This is a genomic window from Algibacter lectus (assembly GCF_900112395.1).
Lineage (GTDB): Bacteria > Bacteroidota > Bacteroidia > Flavobacteriales > Flavobacteriaceae > Algibacter > Algibacter lectus.
Map to the genome: position 1 here is coordinate 116,018 of NZ_FOLN01000009.1, position 21,299 is coordinate 137,316.

13 protein-coding genes are annotated in these 21,299 nt (G+C 32.5%); 7 read left to right on the forward strand and 6 right to left on the reverse strand.

What is annotated here, in order from left to right; all coding sequences use genetic code 11:
• Nucleotides 1-3 precede the first annotated feature (3 nt).
• The gene (locus tag BM246_RS15220; protein WP_083415824.1) at nucleotides 4-3,336 is read right to left on the reverse strand and encodes a SusC/RagA family TonB-linked outer membrane protein; all 3,333 of its coding nucleotides are present in this window, start codon (nucleotides 3,334-3,336) and stop codon (nucleotides 4-6) included.
• Between the two features lie 725 nt (nucleotides 3,337-4,061).
• On the opposite strand from BM246_RS15220, the gene BM246_RS15225 reads away from it, so the two are divergent.
• From BM246_RS15225 to BM246_RS15255, 7 genes are all read left to right on the forward strand, one after another.
• Complete coding sequence (locus BM246_RS15225) at nucleotides 4,062-4,589, forward strand: RNA polymerase sigma factor (RefSeq protein WP_262481204.1); 528 nt, start codon at nucleotides 4,062-4,064, stop codon at nucleotides 4,587-4,589.
• Between the two features lie 142 nt (nucleotides 4,590-4,731).
• Nucleotides 4,732-5,925 carry a FecR family protein gene (locus BM246_RS15230; RefSeq protein ID WP_074939014.1) on the forward strand — a complete coding sequence of 398 codons (1,194 nt, stop codon included), beginning with the start codon at nucleotides 4,732-4,734 and terminating at the stop codon, nucleotides 5,923-5,925.
• An 88-nt stretch (nucleotides 5,926-6,013) separates the two neighbouring features.
• Nucleotides 6,014-9,679, forward strand: a complete 3,666-nt coding sequence (locus BM246_RS15235) for a SusC/RagA family TonB-linked outer membrane protein (protein ID WP_083415826.1) — start codon at nucleotides 6,014-6,016, stop codon at nucleotides 9,677-9,679.
• 4 nt (nucleotides 9,680-9,683) lie between these two features.
• A complete protein-coding gene (locus BM246_RS15240) occupies nucleotides 9,684-11,138 on the forward strand; it encodes a RagB/SusD family nutrient uptake outer membrane protein (protein WP_042505192.1) in 1,455 nt (484 codons plus the stop codon).
• A gap of 21 nt (nucleotides 11,139-11,159) precedes the next feature.
• On the forward strand, nucleotides 11,160-12,107 hold the full coding sequence (locus tag BM246_RS15245; protein ID WP_042505190.1) for a substrate import-associated zinc metallohydrolase lipoprotein: 948 nt from the start codon (nucleotides 11,160-11,162) through the stop codon (nucleotides 12,105-12,107).
• A gap of 33 nt (nucleotides 12,108-12,140) precedes the next feature.
• On the forward strand, nucleotides 12,141-13,454 hold the full coding sequence (locus BM246_RS15250; protein ID WP_042505189.1) for a DUF4302 domain-containing protein: 1,314 nt from the start codon (nucleotides 12,141-12,143) through the stop codon (nucleotides 13,452-13,454).
• Nucleotides 13,455-13,655: 201 nt separating this feature from the next.
• Complete coding sequence (locus BM246_RS15255) at nucleotides 13,656-15,632, forward strand: putative porin (RefSeq protein ID WP_074939018.1); 1,977 nt, start codon at nucleotides 13,656-13,658, stop codon at nucleotides 15,630-15,632.
• A gap of 40 nt (nucleotides 15,633-15,672) precedes the next feature.
• On the opposite strand, the gene BM246_RS15260 is transcribed toward BM246_RS15255, so the two are convergent.
• The 5 genes from BM246_RS15260 to BM246_RS15280 are packed head-to-tail and all read right to left on the reverse strand — an operon-like array spanning nucleotide 15,673 to nucleotide 21,294.
• Nucleotides 15,673-17,163, reverse strand: coding sequence for a cellulose synthase family protein (locus BM246_RS15260; protein WP_042505187.1), 1,491 nt, complete (start codon nucleotides 17,161-17,163; stop codon nucleotides 15,673-15,675).
• Complete coding sequence (locus tag BM246_RS15265; protein ID WP_074939020.1) at nucleotides 17,160-17,852, reverse strand: glycosyltransferase family 2 protein; 693 nt, start codon at nucleotides 17,850-17,852, stop codon at nucleotides 17,160-17,162. The genes BM246_RS15260 and BM246_RS15265 overlap by 4 nt, the downstream gene beginning before the upstream one ends.
• Nucleotides 17,849-18,325, reverse strand: a complete 477-nt coding sequence (locus BM246_RS15270) for a toxin-antitoxin system YwqK family antitoxin (protein WP_074939022.1) — start codon at nucleotides 18,323-18,325, stop codon at nucleotides 17,849-17,851. The genes BM246_RS15265 and BM246_RS15270 overlap by 4 nt, the downstream gene beginning before the upstream one ends.
• Nucleotides 18,325-19,947, reverse strand: coding sequence for a 4Fe-4S binding protein (locus BM246_RS15275; protein WP_074939024.1), 1,623 nt, complete (start codon nucleotides 19,945-19,947; stop codon nucleotides 18,325-18,327). The genes BM246_RS15270 and BM246_RS15275 overlap by 1 nt, the downstream gene beginning before the upstream one ends.
• A 3-nt stretch (nucleotides 19,948-19,950) precedes the next feature.
• On the reverse strand, nucleotides 19,951-21,294 hold the full coding sequence (locus tag BM246_RS15280) for an NAD(P)/FAD-dependent oxidoreductase (protein WP_074939026.1): 1,344 nt from the start codon (nucleotides 21,292-21,294) through the stop codon (nucleotides 19,951-19,953).
• Nucleotides 21,295-21,299 lie beyond the last annotated feature (5 nt).

Below are 21,299 nucleotides of genomic sequence, written 5' to 3' on the forward strand. Positions count from 1 at the left end.
TTATTATAGACCTAATCTAAGTGAAAAGGTAATTTGTTTTGCTAATGGTGAAGCAACACCACCTGAGTTGAAAAATTCAGGATCTTGACCGTTTAATTTTTTATCAGAATAAAGTAAGAACAAGTTGGTAGCATTTACACTCATAGATAAGCTGCTAATTTTTAGTTTTTCGATTAAACTTTGGTCAAATTGATAGCCTAAAGTTACTTGTTTAAGTCTAATAAAATCTCCCTTCGCTATTCTAGCAGTGGAGTAGTTGTAAGCATTATAAGCAATGTCTAACTCACTACCACCATAATTGTCAACTTGTCTTGCAGAAGCAATTCTAGGTATATCTGTAAAGTTTTCATCACCAGGAGTTACCCATCTGTTTTCAAATTCTCTAGGAAAAGCAGTTAAGTCTGTATACTCATCATTAAAGATAGGGTTAAGTCTCACTACATTACCAAAAGAGTAGGAAGCAAAAACATTTAAGCTAAAACCTTTATAAGTAAATGTATTCCCTAAACCTCCAATATCTGTAGGGTCAGCAGAACCTGAGTATTCTAAAAAGTCAATATTATCTCTTTCTTGAAAGTAAATATCGCTTACAGTGGTTTCACCGTTTTCATTAGTAAATGTAGGTAATCCTTCAGAGTTTAATCCTTCAAATGGAATTGAAAATATAGACCTTACAGGGTATCCTGTTCTTGCAAAACCATTTCCTGTAATTAAATCAATTACTCTAGATCTGTTTTCTAATTCAGTAACCTCATTGGTTGTTTTAGAGTAGATGAAGTTTGTTCTCCAAGAAAAATTATCAGTTTTTATATTGGTAGATGAAATCGATAGCTCAAGTCCTTGAGAAGTCATAGAAGCTACGTTACCAAATTTTGTTGCTTCACCACCGATACCTTGGGTGTTTACAATACCTATTAAATCATAGTTATCTCTTGTGTACCAATCGAAACCTACATTTATTCTGTTGTCTATAAAGCCAGCATCAAAACCAATATTAATCTCATTTTTCTTTTCGTAAGTTAAGTCGCTGTTTTCTAAAGATTCAATGGTTAAACCACTTTCTCTTACACCAGAACTAGGTCTCCACGGGTTTACACTTCTAATATCAACGGCTGAGTTTGTAACATCAAAAGGTCCGCTATCTGCAGTTAAACTGTACGATGCTCTAACTGTGAAGTTCGATAAAACAGGATTTAAAGCCTCAAAGAAATCTTCTTCATGAGCATTCCATGCACCAGATATATTCCAAGTTGGAAGCCATCTAGATTTTGTAGATTTTCCTAATCTATTTGTTCCTTCATAACGAACAGTACCATTTATAGTGTAACGTCTTTTCCAAGAATATGTAGCATTAGAAAAGAATGCAACACCTCTATTTTTTGTGTTATTTAAACCGTAGTATAGAGAGTTTTCTTCAACTTGTTTTTTGAATAATTCATATCCATAAAAAGGAATTTCTCCTAATGAATATTGTAATCCCCAACCTGTAAAATTAGTTCTGCTTCTATCTATAGAATTTAATTGCATACCAGAATAGAAGTTTACAGTATGAATGTTGTTAAATACATTCTTGTAAGAAAATGTAGAAGTTAAATCGTATCCTAAAGATTCATAATCTGTTTTTCTATAAATACCTCCTTCTGGTAACACGCTAATAGGTGTTGCAGAGGTGTCGTCTGGATCTGTGTATAAAAATGGATTAGCATCTCTAATAGTCGCGTTTTCTGGGTAAATACCAGCTCTATATGCATTTGCTTGATTAGAAAACTCTGTAGAGTGATGCTCTTGAGTTGACGTTTGGTATTTTAAAGCACCTAAAACACTAATCTCAGTTTTTTTAGTAGGCTTGTATTTTAATTGAGCCTGAAATCTTAAATCAGTCGATTTTAAATCGATGTAATTCTCTTCCAATTCATCTAGAATATTGAAATCTGTATAATTAGCAATATAAGATTGATTTGGATCTAATGTTCTTGAAGAGTTAATTGCAAAAGAGTAAGGGTTGATGTCAAAATCTCTTCGAACCTCACCAGTAACAACATCTGTTTCTTGTGCTAAAGTACCTGGAGCTTTTTGATTTCTAAAAGACACATTACTAATAGTATTTAACTCTAATTTATCAGATAATTTGTATGAAGAATTAAAGTTAGCTGTGTATCTATTTACGTTACTAGCTTTTGTCCATCCCGGATCTAATAAAGCACTTACCGATCCATAATAAGTAGATTTCTCTGTACCAGAAGACATACTAATAGAATGGTTTTGCATTAAGCTAACATCAAATAATTGTTTAAACCAGTTTGTGTTTCTGTATTCTGCCATTCTTAAAAATTCTGCAACACCAGAGGCATCGTTTTTTACAGCAAAATTTCCACTTGAGTCAACATCATAAAATGAGTTATAAAGTTTTCCGTAAACACCAGAACTAGCAGCTGTTGATACATCTGCAGGATTTAACCAACCAGATCTTCTCATTTCTTCATAAACAGACATTTGATCTTGAGAATTCATAACATTAAAGTCATTGTAAGAAGGAATTGTTCTAAACGTAGATTCAACGCTATAGTTAATTCTGCTTACGCCTGCTTTACCTCGTTTTGTTGTTATAACAATAACCCCACCTTTAGCACGTGCACCATAGATTGAAGTTGCAGAACCATCTTTTAATACATCAAAAGTGTCAATGTCTTCAGGGTTTAATCCTGCTATAGCAGAACTTATTAATGTTGTAGCATCACCAGACGATAAATCATCTGCTGTAATTTCTACGATATCTTCAATAATAACACCGTCAATTACCCATAACGGTCTTGAACTTCCATAAATAGAAGTAGCACCTCTAATTCTAATTTTTGGTGCTGCACCAAAAGTTCCGGAGACATTTTGCACAGTAACACCTGCAGATCTACCTTCTAGTGATCTACTAATATCTGGCGTACCAGCTAATTTGATTTCGGTTGCTTTAACCGAGGAAGCAGCACCAGTAAACAAACGTTTATCTGTTGTTGTAATTCCTGTAATTACAATTTCGTCTAGACTTTCAGAACTTTCTTTTAGAACGACATTAATTGTGTTTCCTTGTGTTACTGTTTTTTCAATGGTTTCCATGCCAAGGTATCTAAATACCAGCACGTCTCCGGGTTTTGCCGAGATGGCATATACTCCGTCAAAATCGGATGTAACCCCAGTTGCAGTGTTTTTTAAGATAACCGATACACCGGGAAGTACTCCACTAGCATCAGAAACCGTTCCTGATACCGTTTTCTTTTGTGCAAAAGACATCTGCATAAAAGACACCAGGAAAAGCGTAAAAATTAAGGTAGTTTTTAATTTCATTTATAATTGATTTGAATTAGTGTTGCAATAATATTAAATTTATGTTAATAACGGGTTTATTGGTGTGATAAAAATAGAGAAATATTGATTTTGGTGATTTTTTAACAGGTTTACGATGGTAATGGTATTAAATCGGTATTTTTTTGTGTTTTTTTGAGAATAATGTATTTCCAGTTAGGTATCTCGTTTTTGTCTCGTTTAAATGGTGTGTTAGTTGTGAAAATTGGATAAAAAAAGGAATGAAAAACTCTACTAGAGTTTTATTGTTATATATTTTTTTTGAATAAAAATTCGTACAATTTTTTATAACAGATTGTCTTTTGTGATTATTGAATAATCATTAATTGTGAAATTTTAGTTGTTTTATTTTATTAAATAATATAAAAATAAGGATATAATTTAAGTAAAATCATAAAATGGTGAATGATGTATCGTTAATTATTTGAATTTGTTTGTTTCTTTAGTATTAAATTAAGAGGTTTGTTTTTGTTAGTGAAACTGTCAATTCTTTTTTAATCGTAAAATGAATTGTGTTTTGTAAAATTTAAAACTTCAATTATTTTTTATAAAAATCAGGATTAATAAAGTTTTACTAATATCCAATATACGGCATGTAAATTTCACATTAGTAAATAATCATCATCATTAAACATCAATCTAAAATAGAAAAGGAAGAAGAAATATGGTCTAAATTTGTAAGAGGTGATAAGAGTGCTTTTTCATCTATTTACAGTCTACACATCGATTCTTTATTTTCTTACGGTATGCGATTGAAACCGGATAGAGATTTTGTTAAAGATTCTATTCAAGATGTTTTTTTAGATGTTTATGAACACAGGGAAAAACTCTCTAGACCAAATAATATTAATTTTTATTTATTTAGAGCTCTCAAACGAAATATATTTAAAAAGCTTAAAAAAGAAAGGAAAACAGACGATTTTAGTGCATTGAGCACCATGGATTTTGTTACTGAGTATAATGTTGAGCATGCAACTATCGATAAAGAAATTGATAAACGTAACAAAAAAATTATTACGCAAGTAATGAAAGAGCTTACGTTTAAGCAACAGGAAATATTGTATCTAAAGTTCACAAAAGGCTTTAGCTATATTGAGATTTCTGAAATAATTGGTATAGATCATAATTCTGTACGTAAACAAGTTTATCGAGCTATCAAAAAAATACGAGAAAATCCTGTTTTTAATGTGCATACCAATATCATATTCTTTATGTTATATCCTCGGTTAAGCTAATTAATTTCTTCATTAATTTAGTGCCTCTGATATTCTTTTCAAGTCTATAATTTCATAAAAAGAAGGCTTTATTAAAAAAAAACTTAAAAAAAGTGTCCACAAAAATAAAGTTTTGAGCCCTATGTGAATATAGACCTAAATTATGAAACCTTATTCTAAATATCTTGAAGACAGCTTTTTTATAGATTGGATATACAAGCCAACGCATGAAAGTGATGTTTTTTGGGAAACCTACATTTTAAATAATCCTCAAGAGCAACAGGTAATTTCAGACTTAAAAGAAGTTTTGTTAGCGATAAAAACAAACGATTTAAATCTAACGGAAGCAGAAAAAAAGGAAATGCTGGGGAAGATTTTGGATAAAATGATGTCGTCTAAAAAAACATCTACAGAATTTAATTTATTTAAAAAATATTTTAAATATGCGGCCATGTTGTTGGTTCTGCTGGGGGTAGGTCTTTTTTTAAAAAACATGTTTAGTCAACAAAATCCTACTCTAGTCAAAAATTTAGACATGATGTCTTTGGATTCGTTAACACATACGCAACTAGTATTTAAATCAGGAGAACCACTTTTAATAAATAAAAAGGAGTCTGAAATTAAATATACTAGCTCGGGTAAAGTTGTTGTGAATGCTAATGACACTATAACTAGTGTAACCGAAGAAAAAGAAAAAGAAACTTATAATAAATTATTGGTGCCTTATGGACAACGTAGTAAGATAACTTTATCCGATGGATCTGTTGTGCATCTTAACGCAGGAACAAAATTTATTTTTCCCGAAAAATTTCTTTTAAGAGAACGTACTGTCGTTTTATCAGGTGAAGCTTTTTTTGAAGTTAAACCTAATAAAGAACGTCCGTTTATTGTGAAAACAATGGAAGAGAATTTTTCGGTTGAAGTCTTAGGTACCAAATTTAATGTGTCAGCATACCCTGCAGACGGCTGCATCTTTACAGCTTTAACAGAAGGTAAGGTTAATGTAGTGGAAAAAGGTTTTTTTAACAATAAAAAAACAGTTTTAAAGCCAGGTCAATTGGCTACATGGTCTAAAAAGAATGGTAATGTCGAGGTGAAAAATGTCGATACCGATAATTACACCTTATGGACATCAGGGCTTTTATATTTTGAAAGTGAATCTGTGATAAATATAATTAGAAAGATTGAGCGTTTTTATAACATAGACATTGTGCTGGATGAAAAATTGGATATTTATAAAATAAAAATAAGCGGGAAATTAGATTTAAATGATAAGATAGAAAAAACACTTCAAAATTTAATGTTCATAACAAAATTTAAAATAGAATTAATAGATGATAAATACATTATAAAATAAAAAAAAACAGAGAATGCGCCAACATTCTCTGAATAGAAAACTGTTAAACTAACAGCTTATTTATGCTTAATTAAAAACAATCAAACTTATGAAAAAAAATCAAAATTCTTGTAACGCCTTATTGGATTTCAGGAATAAAACTCTATTTATTATGAAGGGGCTCAGTTTCTTTTTACTTCTGTTTACATTTTATTCTTTCTCAAATTCCTATTCTCAAAACGCCAAATTGAAAATAGAGATTCAGAATGCTACATTAATGAATGTAATTAAAACTATTGAAAACCAAAGCGAATTTGTTTTTATTTATAAAGATGAAGTTTTACCTGAGTTAAGAAAAGAACTAGGTGATGTTAAAATTAAAGATAAAACGATAAACAAAGTTTTAGAAAGAGTTTTAAATACAGATATATTTAGTTACTCTATTAACGAGCGCCAGATTATTTTGGATAAAAAGGAACAAGTGTCTATCGTTAAATTTCAGTCAAGAACAATTTCAGGAACTATTACAGATGCAAACGGGGTTCCTGTTGCAGGAGTAACTATTGTTGTCGATGGTACTAATCGAGGTGTTGTCTCTGATTTTGATGGTAATTATGCTATAAAGGCGGAAAAAGGTGAAGTTCTTAAAATGAGCTTCATTGGTTTGGAAACAAAATTTATCACTGTCGGCGCTTCAGATACTATCGATGTTGTGATGTCAGAAGATGTTGAAAGCCTAGATGCTGTAGTGGTTACCGGATATCAAAAAATTGATAGAAAACTATTTACAGGTTCTGCATCTACCGTTAAATTAGAAGATGTGAAACTTGAAGGAGTTCCAGATGTTGCAAGAGCTTTACAAGGCCAAGTAGCTGGTGTGGAGATTGAAAATGCATCTGGAACTTTTGGGACGGCTCCAGTAATTAGAATTAGAGGTAACTCATCAATTAATGGTATTAATAAACCTTTATGGGTTATTGATGGCGTTGTTTTAGAAGATGCTGTAGAATTATCAAATCAGGATATAACCACAGGGAATTTAGAAACTATTTTAAGCTCGTCTACAGCAGGAATTGGACCTAACGATATTGAATCTTTTACAGTATTAAAGGATGCTTCTGCAACGGCGCAATACGGGGTGAGGGCTTTGAATGGTGTAATTGTTATTACGACTAAAAGAGGAGAAACAGGAACTCCAAGAATTAATTTTTCTAGCAGTTTAACAACAAGAACAAAACCAACTTACGGTCAATTTAATATATTAAGTTCTGGAGATGAAATGGCGATTAACCAAGAACTTTACGAAAAGGGATGGATTGATATAGCTAACTCTAATACAGCTAGAAATCACGGAGTGTTTTCTGATATGTTTTACAAAATAAGAAATAACGAAATCAATTGGGGCCCAGGAGGAACGCCTAATTACGATTATTTGCAACGTTATGCCGATGCAAATACCGATTGGTTTGATGTGTTATTTAAAAATTCATTTGTTAAAACAAATAGTTTAAGTATTAGTTCTGGTACCGAAAAATCTAAATATAGAGCATCTATTAGCTATATGGATGATGAGGGACAAACTATAGCCGATGATGCTAAAAATCTAACGGCAAATTTAAATGCCGATTTTAAAATTGCTGATAATATAAGTGTTGGGTTTAAATTAACTGGTAATGTTAGAGATCAAAGGGTTGCCGCTTCTCAAGATCGAACATTTGATGCGCTTTCTGGAGTTTTTGAAAGAAATTTTGATATTAATCCATTTAATTTTGCTTTGTATACCAGTAGAAGCATGACGCCTTATGATGAAAGTGGGGATTTACAATATTACAGAAGAAACTGGGCGCCGTTTAACATTTTACATGAAGTAGAAAATAATTATGTAGACTTAGATTTAACAGATTTGTCTTTACAAACTAGTTTCAATTGGGAAATTAATGAAGATTTTACTTTTAATACCGTTTTACAAGGTAGATGGTATGGAAGTAGAGCAGTACAAACTGTGCATGAAAACTCTAATAATGCAGCAGCATATAGAGCGGATGATCCATTATTAGTTAATAGTAATATTTTCTTATTTGATGACCCTGATGCTCCCGAATTAGATCCTTACACAGTATTGCCTAATGGTGGTTTTAGAAATACAACTAATAACACGCTTGTAAATTATTTTATGCGTAATACTCTTAATTACTCAACGCGATTTGGAGACAACCATCAAGTAGATGTTCTTGTTGGTCAAGAAGTACGATCTAGTGATAGAACTAAAGAATATGCCGAAGGGTGGGGATATTTATTTGATAAAGGAGGTCTTGTGTTAAGTGATCCTAATTTTATAAGATTCCTAGATTCTAGAGGTGATGATTATTTCGAAGTTAATGAAACTAGAAATAGAGCTTGGGGTACATTTGCAACGGGAGCATATGCTTTAAAAGGAAAATATATTGTTAACGGTACTTTTAGGTATGATGGAGACAATAGAACAGGTAATTCTAAAACAGCACGTTACTTACCAACATGGAATGTTAGTGGAGCTTGGAATATCCATCAAGAATCATTCATGGATAATGTAGATTGGATAAACCTATTAAAACTTAAGTCTACTTATGGTTTATCAGGATCTAATCCTTATGATGCTAGTGCTGGTTTAATTGTAAGTGGAGATGAGCCTTTACGTCCGCAAGCATCGGAAAGAGAAATAGCTTTAGTTATCAACCAATTGGAAAATTCAGAATTAACATTTGAGAAATTATACGAATGGAATATTGGTTTAGAAACAGCATTTTTGAATAATCGATTAGGAATTGAATTTGAATATTATAGAAGAAAATCTGAAGATTTAATAGGTTTTGTAGAAACTAACGGTGTTGGTGGTGAAGGACGAAAATTAGGTAATATTGGCGAGCTAGACCGTAATGGTTTTGAGTTTACTTTAAGAACAACCAATTTTGAAACAGAAGATTTTAGATGGACTTCAAATTTCAATTATAGTTATTCTAAAAGTGAAATTACAAATTGGCAATCTCGAGATCGTATTGGCGATGCTATCAGTAGAAATGGTGGTAACTTTGTAGGATATTCCGCTGGCTCGCTATTTTCAATTCCTTTTGCAGGATTAGATGCTAACGGTATACCAACATTTTACGATAAAGATGGAGGTGTTATTCAATATTTAAACTTGCAAGAAAGAGAAGATGTATTAGATTATGTTACTTATGAAGGGCAAACGGAACCTACCTTCTTTGGAGGTTTCAATAATACTATTTCTTATAAAAATTTAGATCTTAATTTTGGTTTTTCATATAGAGGTGGTAATAAAATCCGTTTGGACGATTTATATGATGTGCGTTTAAGTGATGGTTCTGCTAGGTTATATGATGATTTTAGTTCTCAGTCGGGCGACTTAATCAATAGATGGACATTGCCAGGTGATGAAAATGTTACTAATATCCCTGCCATACTTTCAGCTACTGCAGTTGAGGCATTAAGATCTCAAGGATTAAACCCTTTTGATTTATATAATAAAAGTGATATTCGAGTTGCAGATGGGGATTTTGTGAGGCTTAAAAACGTAAAACTTACCTATAGATTCCCTAATAGTTTTATAGATAAAACTTGGATGAAATCTGCATCAATGAGCTTATCTGCTCATAACCTTTGGTTAATCTATTCCGATGATAAATTAAATGGTGTAGATCCAGAGTTTTTTCAATCGGGTGGTGTTTCTTTACCATTAACAAAAACATACACCTTTACTCTTAATTTTAATTTTTAATGCTATGAAGAAAAGATTTATAATACTATTTACTCTAGTTTCATTTTTTTCGTGTGATTCTTATTTAGATGAGGTTCCAGATAATAGGCAGGAAGTAAAGACTTTAGATGATGTTTCAGAGTTATTGGTTTCTGCCTATTCTCGAGCAACTTATAATTTTGTTGAAGCGAAATCAGATAACGCAACGTATATTATTCAAAACACTCAATACCCTTGGATGACCGAAAATTATACTTACGTACCCGTAGTATCTAGCGAGCAACAAGATACGCCTACTTATTTTTGGGATAATACTTATAATGCAATTGCTCATGCTAATCAAGCGTTAGTTGGTTTATCTGAAATAGATGGAGGTGATGACGATTTTAGAAATTCATTAAAAGGAGAAGCCTTAGTTTCTAGAGCTTATAACCACTTTATGTTAGCTAATATATTCGCATTACATTATAGTGAAGCAAATAAAAGTGCTTTAGGTATTCCTTACATTACGGCTCCAGAAACAGAATTAAGTGTTTCTTATGAAAGGGGGACTTTAGAGGAAACATACAATTTAATTGAAAAAGATTTATTAGAAGGACTGCCTTTAATATCTGATGATTATTATGTAGGAACAGGAAAGTATCACTTTAATAAAAGTGCAGCTTACGCTTTTGCTTCTCGTTTTTATTTGTTTAAAGGAGATTACGTAAAATGTATAGAATATTCCAATAAACTTTTAGGGGAGGGCGTAGTGAGTATAAACTATATACGTGATATGGATGAAGTTTTTACAGGTACTGGTTCTGTTCAAATTGCAAATAATTTTATAGACGTATCAAAGCCAAGTAACTTGTTAGTGGTAAGAAAAGAAAGTTTCGCTGTTACTAGATATACTAGGGGATTTCAGGCAAATAGTGCTCTTCTCACTGAAATTTATGACCAAGATAATCCACAAGGATCTTCTGATTTTCGTGATTTAGGTTATGGTTTTTCATCATCATCTGCAAGAACTCCACCTAAGTACACGGAGCTCTTCGAATATACAACATCTACAACGGGGTTTGCTTACTTTATTATGCCAGAGTTGCGTAGTGAAGAGGTGCTTTTAAACAGAATGGAGGCCTATATTATGGAAAATAGATTGGAAGATGCTTTAAATGATTACAACACTATGGCTCCTTTGAGGTATAGTAACGGTGGGCAACTAACCTTAGGAGAGGTAGCTGCATATTATGGAGGTACTGAGAAAGATGCCATGTTTAGTTTGGTAATATCTGAACGTAGAAAAGAATTTCTTAGAGAAGGGTTAAGATGGTTTGATATTAAGCGTTTAGGACTGGAAGTGTATCATGTTGTTTCAACAGATGGAGACGGTAATGTTGTAACTGATGTTACATTGGCTGGTGACGATTTAAGAAAAGCTGAGCAGTTACCGGCTAAAGCAATTGCTAATGGTATTGAGGAAAACCCAGGTTACTAATTATAAAAAAAAATGAGAACAATGAAAAATACAATTAAATATTTTGCTGTTATAATACTAGCAATATTTAGTATTCAGTGCACATCTGAAGATAGTAATGCGGTATATGTACAGCCTGAATCTGGAGCGTTAACACATCCAAACGATCTTTATTTATACGATAACAATGGAGAAAGTTTGTTTGAAGAATTTAAAACAGCTACACGTTGGAGGTGGAATGATAATTTTATAGATCCATCACAAAGAGCTACACCTATCAATGCGGAATTGGTAATTCCATCCACACAATTGGTCCGTCATTTGTGGATCGAGCCTTATTCGTCGTCTGGAGAAGGTGGAGATAAATTAATTCAAGATTTATTTCCTGCAGAGTTAGTTTATATTGGGTCTTATATATATAAAGATGATGGATCTAGACTTTTAGGGTATGCTGAAGCAGGAGCTCGTGTTACCTTGTTGAATTTGAATAGTTTAGATTTCTCTAATCGAACTTGGCTAGCGAACCCAGGAGGAGGGATTTTGTCAACAGTTCATCATGAATTTTCTCATATAGTACATCAAACTTATGGTATGCCTGTTGGATTTAATACTATTTCTGAAAAATATTTAGGACAAAACTGGTCCAACGGTGTAAGTCGTGATGATGCGATTAAATTGGGAATGGTTAGAAATTACGCAACTTCAAGTGAGTTTGAAGACTTTTGCGAAATTGTATCGCATTTATTAGTTGTAGATAAAGAAACATTCGATGAAGATTTTATTACACAACAAGATTGCTCGTCATTAACAGATCTAGATGAAATTATAAATTGTAGAGAACTTAATGAAGGACGTCAATTAATTCAAAAAAAAGTAGAGTTAGTAGTAGGTTACTATAAAGACAATTTTAACATTGATTTATTAGAGGTTAGAGATATTATTCAAGAGCGATTGGATAATGTAGTGGAAAATGGAGCAATTCCAGATTAATTAAATTATAACTAACATAATAAAAATATAATAATGAAAAATATATTTAATCTTATTACAAAATTAAATTTACTCCTTCTGCTTCTTTTTGCCTTAGGTTGTACAGATAATGATGTTGAACCATTATTCGAGCAGTCGATAAAAGAGAGAACAGACGAGTTTATAGCAAATTATCAAGAAATTTTAACCAAGCCAGAAAATGGATGGGTTGGTGTTTACTCCCCAAATAACTCATTTGGGGCATATACTATGGTTATGGATTTTGATGAAAATGGTAATGTTAAAATTAATTCAGATTATGAAACAGGTGGTCAAGATAATACCATAACTTATAGATTAGACAAAACATTAAAAATTGAATTAGTTTTAGAAACTTACGCAGTTTTTCATGAAATATTTTCTTTAAATGATAATAGTAATCAAGGTGAGTTTGTATTTAATATTCTTTCTGCTACTAGTGAAGAGATAGTACTTGAAAGTAAATTAGATTATGGTGATGATATTACTATTTTTACCTTAAGGCCAGCCGCTGCCGATAGTATTAATTTTGATCAAGTTTATGAGTCTGCTGAACAAATTGAAGGAGATGGAACAGAGTCTGTATTTAGAAATATTTTATTGAATGATGAAGTTATAGCTACTTTTGATTATAATAATTCATCAAGGCTTGCAACTATAAGTTATATAAAAGAAGATGTTACAATATCTGTAAGTGCTCCCATTGCGATTACGGCAACAGGTTTTAGTTTTTTGAAACCAATTGATGTTAATGGTACTAGCTTAATTAGTTTCGAATATAATGAAACAGATAATGTTTATGAAAACATAGATCAAGGTTTAGTAATCTTGTATGATAATATACCAGGTTTACCACTAGCAACACCTGCATTTGCTGGTTATGCAAATTTGAGATATAATTATGTAGATACAGAAAGATCGAGTACTGCATTTAATGATCTTTACGCCAAAACTCAGGAAGATTTCACTAATGCTAATGGTGGTAGAACTATTTATAGATTTTACTTATACAATATATTGCCAGATGCAACAGGAGATCCTTATCTTTCTATACAGTACTTAAGCGGAAGTTCAAGTTACAGTATGAATTACTATTTAGAACGTCAAATTGTTGATGGTAAAATGTATTTTGAGGTTACAGGGCAGAGTGGTAATGCAGATAGTAGAGGTGCAACAGTAGTTGAACTTGTAGATGCTATTGTAACAAGTGCTTCTGGTTTTTATATGAAATATGATGGAACCTTTTCTACTTATACTAATCCTACAGTAACGATGATTAATGGTGATAATACTAAATATGCTATTAATTATTATCAATGGGGGTCTTAATTTTTTAGCATAAATAATATGCGTGTTAAAAAGCCAACTTCTAAGTTTTTAGAAGTTGGCTTTTTAGGTTTATAGAACTGAATGTTTTTTTATATTGATTCTTAAATAATTCTCAGCATTTTTCAGCGTTATCATATTTTGTCTTTACATTTGCAACGGTAATATTTGTAAAAGTAAAACCAAAGCAAGATTTTTGTATTTATGAATAAAATAGTTCTATCATTCTTTTGTTTGCTGTTGTTTAATGCGTTAAACGCACAAAATACGCCGCGTGAATTACCCGAGAGCAAGGCACCTAAAACAGAGGAGCAAGATAGTTTGAAGCCTCAAAGTAAACTGTCTAAAGCTGTTTTTGGGAAAGATAAAGAAGACGAGAAGCCTAAAATTCAGGACTATCTTATTATATCTCATGAAAATGATACCACTTTTGTAGATACTACATTGTCTGTGAAAAAAGATTATAAATTCAATTATTTAAGAAAAGATAATTTCGGATTGATAGCCTTTTCAAACTTAGGTCAAACATATAATAGCTTAACTTACAATTTCCAAAGTACCGATTTGGTGCCAAACTTGGGTGCGCGTGCTAGGCATTTCAATTACATGGAAATTGAAGATATTAATTACTACCGCGTACCAACACCGCTGACAGAATTAATGTATAAAACAGCTTTTGAGCAAGGGCAGTTACTCGATGCGTTTTTTACTGTAAATACAAGTCCACGTTTTAATTTTTCCATAGCCTATAAAGGCATGCGTTCCATTGGTAAATACCAACACATTATTACAAGTACGGGTAACTTTAGATTTACATCAAATTATCGGTCTGAGAATGATAGATACCAAGCACGCGGCCATATTGTAACCCAAGATTTATACAACGAGGAAAACGGAGGGCTTCAAGATGAGAGTATTGAGTATTTTGAGTCTGGTGATGAGGAATTTATAGATCGATCTATTCTAGAAGTGAACTTCGAAGATGCCGAAAGTATGCTGAAAGCAAAGCGTTTTCATTTAGAACACAGCTATGCTTTTATAAATCAAAAAGACTCATTGTCTCGTAATAATTTAAGTTTAGGTCAAGTTGTTTCGTTTGAAGATAAGTATTTTGAATACAGCCAATCTAGTGCCGAAACCGATATTTTTGGTGAAGCTTTTAAGAGTTCAAGTTTACAAGATCGTGCAACTTTAGAACATTTTCACAATCAATTTCAATTAAATTATAGCAACAATATTCTTGGCGATGTACAGTTCGATTTAGGTTATGATAATTATAATTACGGTTATGATAAAATCGTTGTTCTAAACGGAACAACAATAACAAACCGTCTTAAAGGTGATATTCTATCGGCTGGTGGAAAATACCACAAGGAATACAAAGGTTTCGATCTTTTAGGTGAAGTAGGATTAAACGTGTCTGGAGATTTCGATGGAAACTTTTTGAAGGCTCAGGCTAGTTTCAAATTAAACGATGATATCAAAGCTATTGCATCGCTTAATCATAGCTCTAAAGCGCCAAATTTCAACTTCTTGCTGTTTCAAAGTGATTATTTAAACTACAACTGGATAAATAATTTCAATAATACAGAAACACAACAATTGGCATTCGAATTAAAATCAGATAAACTAGTTAACTTGAGTGTCGATTATTCTACCATTAGTGACTATGCTTATTTTCATTTAGATGAAACAACTCAGTTGGTCGCGCCAACTCAATACAGCGGCACTATAAATTATTTAAGAGCTAAACTAGATAAGGAAATTAAAGTCGGAAAGTTCGCTTTAAACAATACCTTTATGTACCAAAATGTTACAAATGGTGAAGGTGTTTTAAATGTGCCTGAATTAAACTTACGTAGCACACTCTATTATTCTAGCCATTTGTTTAAAAAGGCGTTGTTTCTTCAAACAGGTGTAACCTTAAATTATTTCTCAAAGTACAACATGAATGCTTACGATCCTGTTTTAGCGGAGTTTTATGTGCAAAACGAACAAGAGATAGGGGAGTTTCCTAGGTTAGATTTCTTCTTAAATGCTAAAATACGTCAAACTCGAATCTATTTAAAAGCAGAACATTTTAATGCAGCCTTTACAGGGTACGATTATTATTCGGCACCTAATTATCCGTATCGAGATTTCTCAATACGTTTTGGTGTGGTTTGGAATTTCTTTTTATAGGAAAGGTTTATCGTTATAAGATTTCAGCTAAAGCTTAAAATTAAACTTTAGAAACTAACGATTTTATAAACACAAATCCGAAGCCTAAAAATAGCATCAGGTGAAAAGGGAAGAGTCCAAAATCGCCTCCTTGGTTACCAACAATAAAAGCACTGTACATACCAAAACCGAAGTAAGCCATAAGCAGACCTTCAAAAATAACGTTGATAGATACTGTTTTCTTTATGTATTGGTTTGTTTTTAAGTTGTCTTTAAACTTACTAATGTTGAATTTTGGTGTACGTACAAATTCACTTTTTTTACCAATATGACCTTCAATTACAGCAATGGTATTGTGTAGTGAAAAACCCATAGCTATTGAGAAAAAGACAAAGAACATGGCTATATAATTTACAAAGTTCTTTACGCCGCCACCATAGATGTTTTTATACATTACCCAATAGCAGATAAAGAATATTAGTGTGCTTATCACAAAGAAACTCATTACAATAAAATACGTTTTTAAGTGCGCGTATTCATTTTTTATGTAAAGCATTGGTATACTCAAAATAGCAACTAATAAAATATTTAAAAACATGGTGCTGTTCAGTAAATGCAACAAGCCATGTATTTTTGTTTTAGTTGAAATGTTTTTACTTTTAAGAACACGCCATTTCATTTTCTTAAAATTTTCTGCTCCACCTTTATTCCATCTAAACTGTTGCGAACGTGCGGCACTAATAACAACTGGAAGTTCTGCAGGAGTTTCTACATCTTCTAAATACTTGAATTTCCAGTTTTTAAGTTGTGCACGGTAACTTAAATCTAGATCTTCAGTCAAGGTATCACCTTCCCAGTTTCCTGCGTCGAGAATGCAAGCTTTACGCCATAAACCAGCGGTACCATTAAAATTTATAAAATGTCCTTTACTGTTTCGTCCTACTTGTTCTAGGGTAAAATGCGCATCTAGAGCAAAGGCTTGTATTTTAGTAAGTATAGAGTAATTTCTATTGATGTGTCCCCAACGGGTTTGCACAACACCAATTTCAGAATCTTTAAAATAAGGAACCGTTTGTTTTAACCAGTCTTTTTTAGGAAGAAAATCGGAATCGAAAATGGCAATAAATTCACCTTTAGCAATCTCTAAACCTTCTTTTAAAGCACCTGCTTTAAACCCAACTCTATTTGTACGGGTAATGTGCTTAATATCCAAACCTGTTGCTTTAAGTACTTCTACTTGAGCTCTTGTAGTCTCTATGGTTTCATCTGTAGAATCGTCTAAAACCTGAATCTCTAATTTGTCATTTGGATAATCAATTTCTGCTATATTATCCAGTAACCGTTGCATAACATACATTTCATTGTAAACAGGAAGTTGTATGGTAACAAAAGGAATTTCATCTGGATTGGATAAATCGAATTTTACAGATTTATCGGTTTTTCTTTTCGCCGATAAGTAATTGAAAAGTAAGTTAAGTTGTGCCAATGCATACATTAAAATAAGTAGTAATGCAATGGTGTAAATTGTAATTATTATGCTCTCTAAAATCATTTCTTTATGCTGTATTTAAAAATCCATCCCAAGATTTTTGCGCCTGCAAATATAGCCCCTTTTACCGTACCAGACACTTTTGAGACGCCTATTCTGTTTCTATAATTAACAGGGACTTCTGTGTAAGATAATTTTTGCTTTAAAGCCTTTAGTTGCATCTCTACAGTCCAACCATAAGTTTTATCCTCCATGTTAAGAGCTAGTAACTTATTGTATTTTATGGCTCTAAATGGTCCAAGATCTGTAAATTTAGCGTTAAAAAACAAGCTCATTAAGGTTGTTGCTAGCCAATTCCCAAAAATTTGTGGCATAGTCATCGACCCAGCTTCTCTTAATTCTTTTACACGGGCTCCAATAACAAAATCTAAATTATCATTAATTATAGGTGAAACTATTTTAGTAAGCTCTTCGGGGTAATCGCTATAATCACCATCTAGAAACACAATAATATCTGGTTTTTTAGTTTGGTTAGCAATATACTCCATGCCTTTTAAACAAGCATATCCATAACCTTTATTTGTTTCTTTTAAAACGGTAGCACCTGCATTTCTGGCATTAATTTCTGTATCGTCGGTAGAGTTGTTGCTTACCACAATAACTTCGTTAACAATGTCAGGAATGGCTTTAATAACATGTGTAATGGAATCTGCTTCGTTGTATGCAGGAATTATGACTTTTATTTGGGTCATCTTAAATTAAGTAGGTTGTTTTCTTTTTTAAAATCTTTTAGGTTGTACCATTCTTTAATTTTTTTACCCGCATTGTATTTGCTAGCAGAAATAATATCGCCGTTTTTATACTTTAAACAATATCCGTTTTTCTGATTAAATTTAAGTTGACACTTGTGGCTAACCTGTCCTGAATGGTCATAAAACACCCACCAATTTGTTTTTTTTCCGTTAACAAAGTGGCCTTCGCTTTCTTTTAATCCATTTGGGGCGTAAAAATACCAATATTCTATAGGATTATTGTTTGAAAAGTGACCTTCTTTTTTAATTTGGCCATTATCGTAGTAAAATTTCCAATAATCTTCTTTTTTATCCTGCTTAATCCAGCCTTCAGATTCTAAACTTCCGTTTTCGTAAAATGTTTTTACATAAGTCTCATTGTCAAAACTATTGAAAGACATAGAAACTAAAAGCAGGTAGCAGATATATTTCATTATTTTTTATTTACTAAATCCATTAAATCAACATCGTTACCAAGTAAAACATCTGTTGGATTTATACGGCCTTCTTCTGGTCCGTTTTCTAATTTTAAAACTCCTCTTGGGCAAACTGCAGAACAAACTCCACAACCTACACAACTAGAGCGTACAATATTTTCTCCTTTTTGTGCATAAGCTCTAACATCAATACCTTGCTCACAGTAAGTAGAACAGTTTCCACAAGAAATACATTGCCCTCCATTTGTTGTAATTCTAAATCTAGATTTAAAACGTTGTACAAAACCTAAATATGCAGCTAAAGGGCATCCAAAACGACACCAAACACGGTTACCGAAAATAGGGTAGAAGCCCGTACCAATTACACCAGCAAAAATAGAACCGATTAAAAAGCCATATATATCTTGTATGGTTTGTGTTTTAATACCTAATACTTGGCCTTCACCAGAAAAGAAAGTGTACAGAGCAAAACCCGTCATGACTAAAACAAATATCAAAACAGAATGGATTATAATACGTTCTACTCTCCAAGATAATAATGTTTTACTAGAAAGTTGTCTGTATGGATCTCCTAATGTTTCGGCTAAACCTCCACAGCCGCAAACCCAAGAACAATACCATCTTTTTCCGAAGAAGTAAACCATTACCGGTACTACTATAATAGTTAAAACAACTCCCCAAACTAATATGAATAAGCCAAAAGCACCACTAGCAAGAAGTTCTTCTAAATTCCATTTAAAGAAAAAATCGTAATCTAAAGGGAACGCATTTTTAAAATCGTACCAAGGTTTCTCAAAACGCACTAGAATTTCTGGAATTAAGAAAGCAAATACAATTTGAAAAAATAAAACAGATGTCGTTCTTAATATTTGATATTTGTTATGGCGGTATTTAATATACATTCTAACAGCCATTACCGACATTACTGTACAGTATAGAAAGCCATATAAAAACCATTGACTTGCAGGATTTCCGCTTATAGATTTGCTAATAGGGTCTACTAAATATACCCAGTTTACAATATAATCAGGAAAGAAATAAAGTAGAATGTAGAATGTAACTAAAAAGATAAATGCAAACCAACCAATCCAACCGCGGTTTGTGGCAGCATTCAGAAAAACACCATTGTTTTTAATACCAGGTTTTCCTAGTAAAATAACATCCGGAACTATATACATAAGTGCTCCAATAATAGCTAAGCCAAACGTTAGAAACCACATAAGGCCAGTACTATCTGGAGCAGGACCTTTTCCTGCTGATTTAGCTAGTGAAAAACTTAAACTATGCGGTTTTCCTGAGATTTTATATTGAAATTGTTTTCCTTTTTCGTCCCAATTTTTTTCAGCATCATACTTCTTAATAAGATTGTCATAATGATTGTTAGATGCAGCATATGCATTTCTAACCGCATTAGAAAACTGAAAAATGTTTAAATCGTTAGTGGTAACAACAGCTTTTTGTAGAGCTTCACCTATAACTTCGCTTTTATAATTTTGCTCTTTTAAAAACGTATCTAACTCAGCTTGTTTTAAACTGAAAGAACCTGTGAAAATGGTTCCTATGAAAATGGCAAGTCCTAATAGAAAAAGGACTAAACCGGTTTGTTTTATTGCTTTCATATCTTATGCTTTGCTAAAAATACGTTTCCAGCTTTTCTTTTTTAATTGAATGTTAGTGTTGTTCTCTTGGTTGAATTTTGCAACGATTTCCTTTTCGTGAAGTTTGTAAAATTCAGGATCGAAATTAGCATCGGCTAAGTGTTCTAAAACATAATCTACCGTGCGCTTTTCATTTAAAACCTTGTCGAAAAATTCGTGACGCATTCGTATTCCGAAGTTGTTAATACCAATAAATTCTCGAGTGGTTTTATCGTAATTAATATGAATACATTTTTTACCATCTTCATGTTCCCAATAAAAACGTGATTCATGGTCTTTAGCTTGTGCCCAAACCCAACCATAAGTTTGGTATTCTATATCGATAAATTTGGCAGAATTAAACCAATGCCCAGGTTTGTATTGTGTTTTATTATCGCAAATAGTTTGTGCTAAAGTTTCTCCCATCATACGGCCCGTATACCAAACGGCTTCAATAGGGCGACGTTGGTCAATACCTTCATGTTGCTCGGCACAATCACCAATAGCATAAACATCTTCTACATTAGTTTCTAGGTAACGATTCACTTTTACGCCTCGACCTATTTCAATACCAGAATCTCTTAAAAAATCTATATTTGGAGCAACTCCTGCGGTTAATCCAACCACATTACAAGGAAGTTCTTCTCCTGTTTCATCAATAATAACCGATTTAACATTGCCGTTTTCATCAGCAACTATCTCTTTTAAGTTGGTAGAAAGGCGTAAATCTATACCGCTACTTAAAATTTCACGGTTTATCATGTTGCTTTCACCTTCTGGTAATACACCATTCCAAAAACTATTTTCTCTTACTAAAAATGTTACCGGAATATGGCGAGAGTGTAGCATTTCGGCCATTTCAATACCAATTAATCCGCCTCCCACAATTACGGCACGTTTACACACTTTGTTATTTGGAGCATATTTTTCTAGATTTTCTAAATCTTGTTTATGGTACATGCCCATAACGCCATCTAGATCTTGACCAGGCCAACCAAATTTGTTTGGTTTACTTCCGGTAGCTATAATAAGCTTGTCGTAGGTTAAAGAATCTCCATCTGCAAAGTGAAGCGTTTTATTTTCAGTCTCAACTGTTTTAACAAAAGCCTTTTTTAATTCTATTCTATTCTTTTTCCAAAACCAATTTTCATAGGGTTGAGTATGTTCAAACGTCATGTGCCCCATGTATACATACATAAGTGCTGTTCGAGAGAAAAAATATTCGGTTTCAGACGATATAATAGTAATTTTTTTATCAGAAAGTTTTCTAATGTGTCGCGCTGCGGTAACACCCGAAATTCCATTCCCGATTATAACAATATGTTCCATAATTT

What these genes read in the sequence shown, in the direction of transcription:
- BM246_RS15265 (WP_074939020.1), bottom strand. Translation starts at nt 17,852, where the DNA reads ATGACCCAAATAAAAGTCATAATTCCTGCATACAACGAAGCAGATTCC.
- BM246_RS15275 (WP_074939024.1), bottom strand. Translation starts at nt 19,947, where the DNA reads ATGAAAGCAATAAAACAAACCGGTTTAGTCCTTTTTCTATTAGGACTT.
- BM246_RS15245 (WP_042505190.1), top strand. Translation starts at nt 11,160, where the DNA reads ATGAAAAATACAATTAAATATTTTGCTGTTATAATACTAGCAATATTT.
- BM246_RS15250 (WP_042505189.1), top strand. Translation starts at nt 12,141, where the DNA reads ATGAAAAATATATTTAATCTTATTACAAAATTAAATTTACTCCTTCTG.
- BM246_RS15230 (WP_074939014.1), top strand. Translation starts at nt 4,732, where the DNA reads ATGAAACCTTATTCTAAATATCTTGAAGACAGCTTTTTTATAGATTGG.
- BM246_RS15255 (WP_074939018.1), top strand. Translation starts at nt 13,656, where the DNA reads ATGAATAAAATAGTTCTATCATTCTTTTGTTTGCTGTTGTTTAATGCG.
- BM246_RS15260 (WP_042505187.1), bottom strand. Translation starts at nt 17,163, where the DNA reads ATGATTTTAGAGAGCATAATAATTACAATTTACACCATTGCATTACTA.
- BM246_RS15220 (WP_083415824.1), bottom strand. Translation starts at nt 3,336, where the DNA reads ATGAAATTAAAAACTACCTTAATTTTTACGCTTTTCCTGGTGTCTTTT.
- BM246_RS15270 (WP_074939022.1), bottom strand. Translation starts at nt 18,325, where the DNA reads ATGAAATATATCTGCTACCTGCTTTTAGTTTCTATGTCTTTCAATAGT.
- BM246_RS15240 (WP_042505192.1), top strand. Translation starts at nt 9,684, where the DNA reads ATGAAGAAAAGATTTATAATACTATTTACTCTAGTTTCATTTTTTTCG.
- BM246_RS15235 (WP_083415826.1), top strand. Translation starts at nt 6,014, where the DNA reads ATGAAAAAAAATCAAAATTCTTGTAACGCCTTATTGGATTTCAGGAAT.
- BM246_RS15280 (WP_074939026.1), bottom strand. Translation starts at nt 21,294, where the DNA reads ATGGAACATATTGTTATAATCGGGAATGGAATTTCGGGTGTTACCGCA.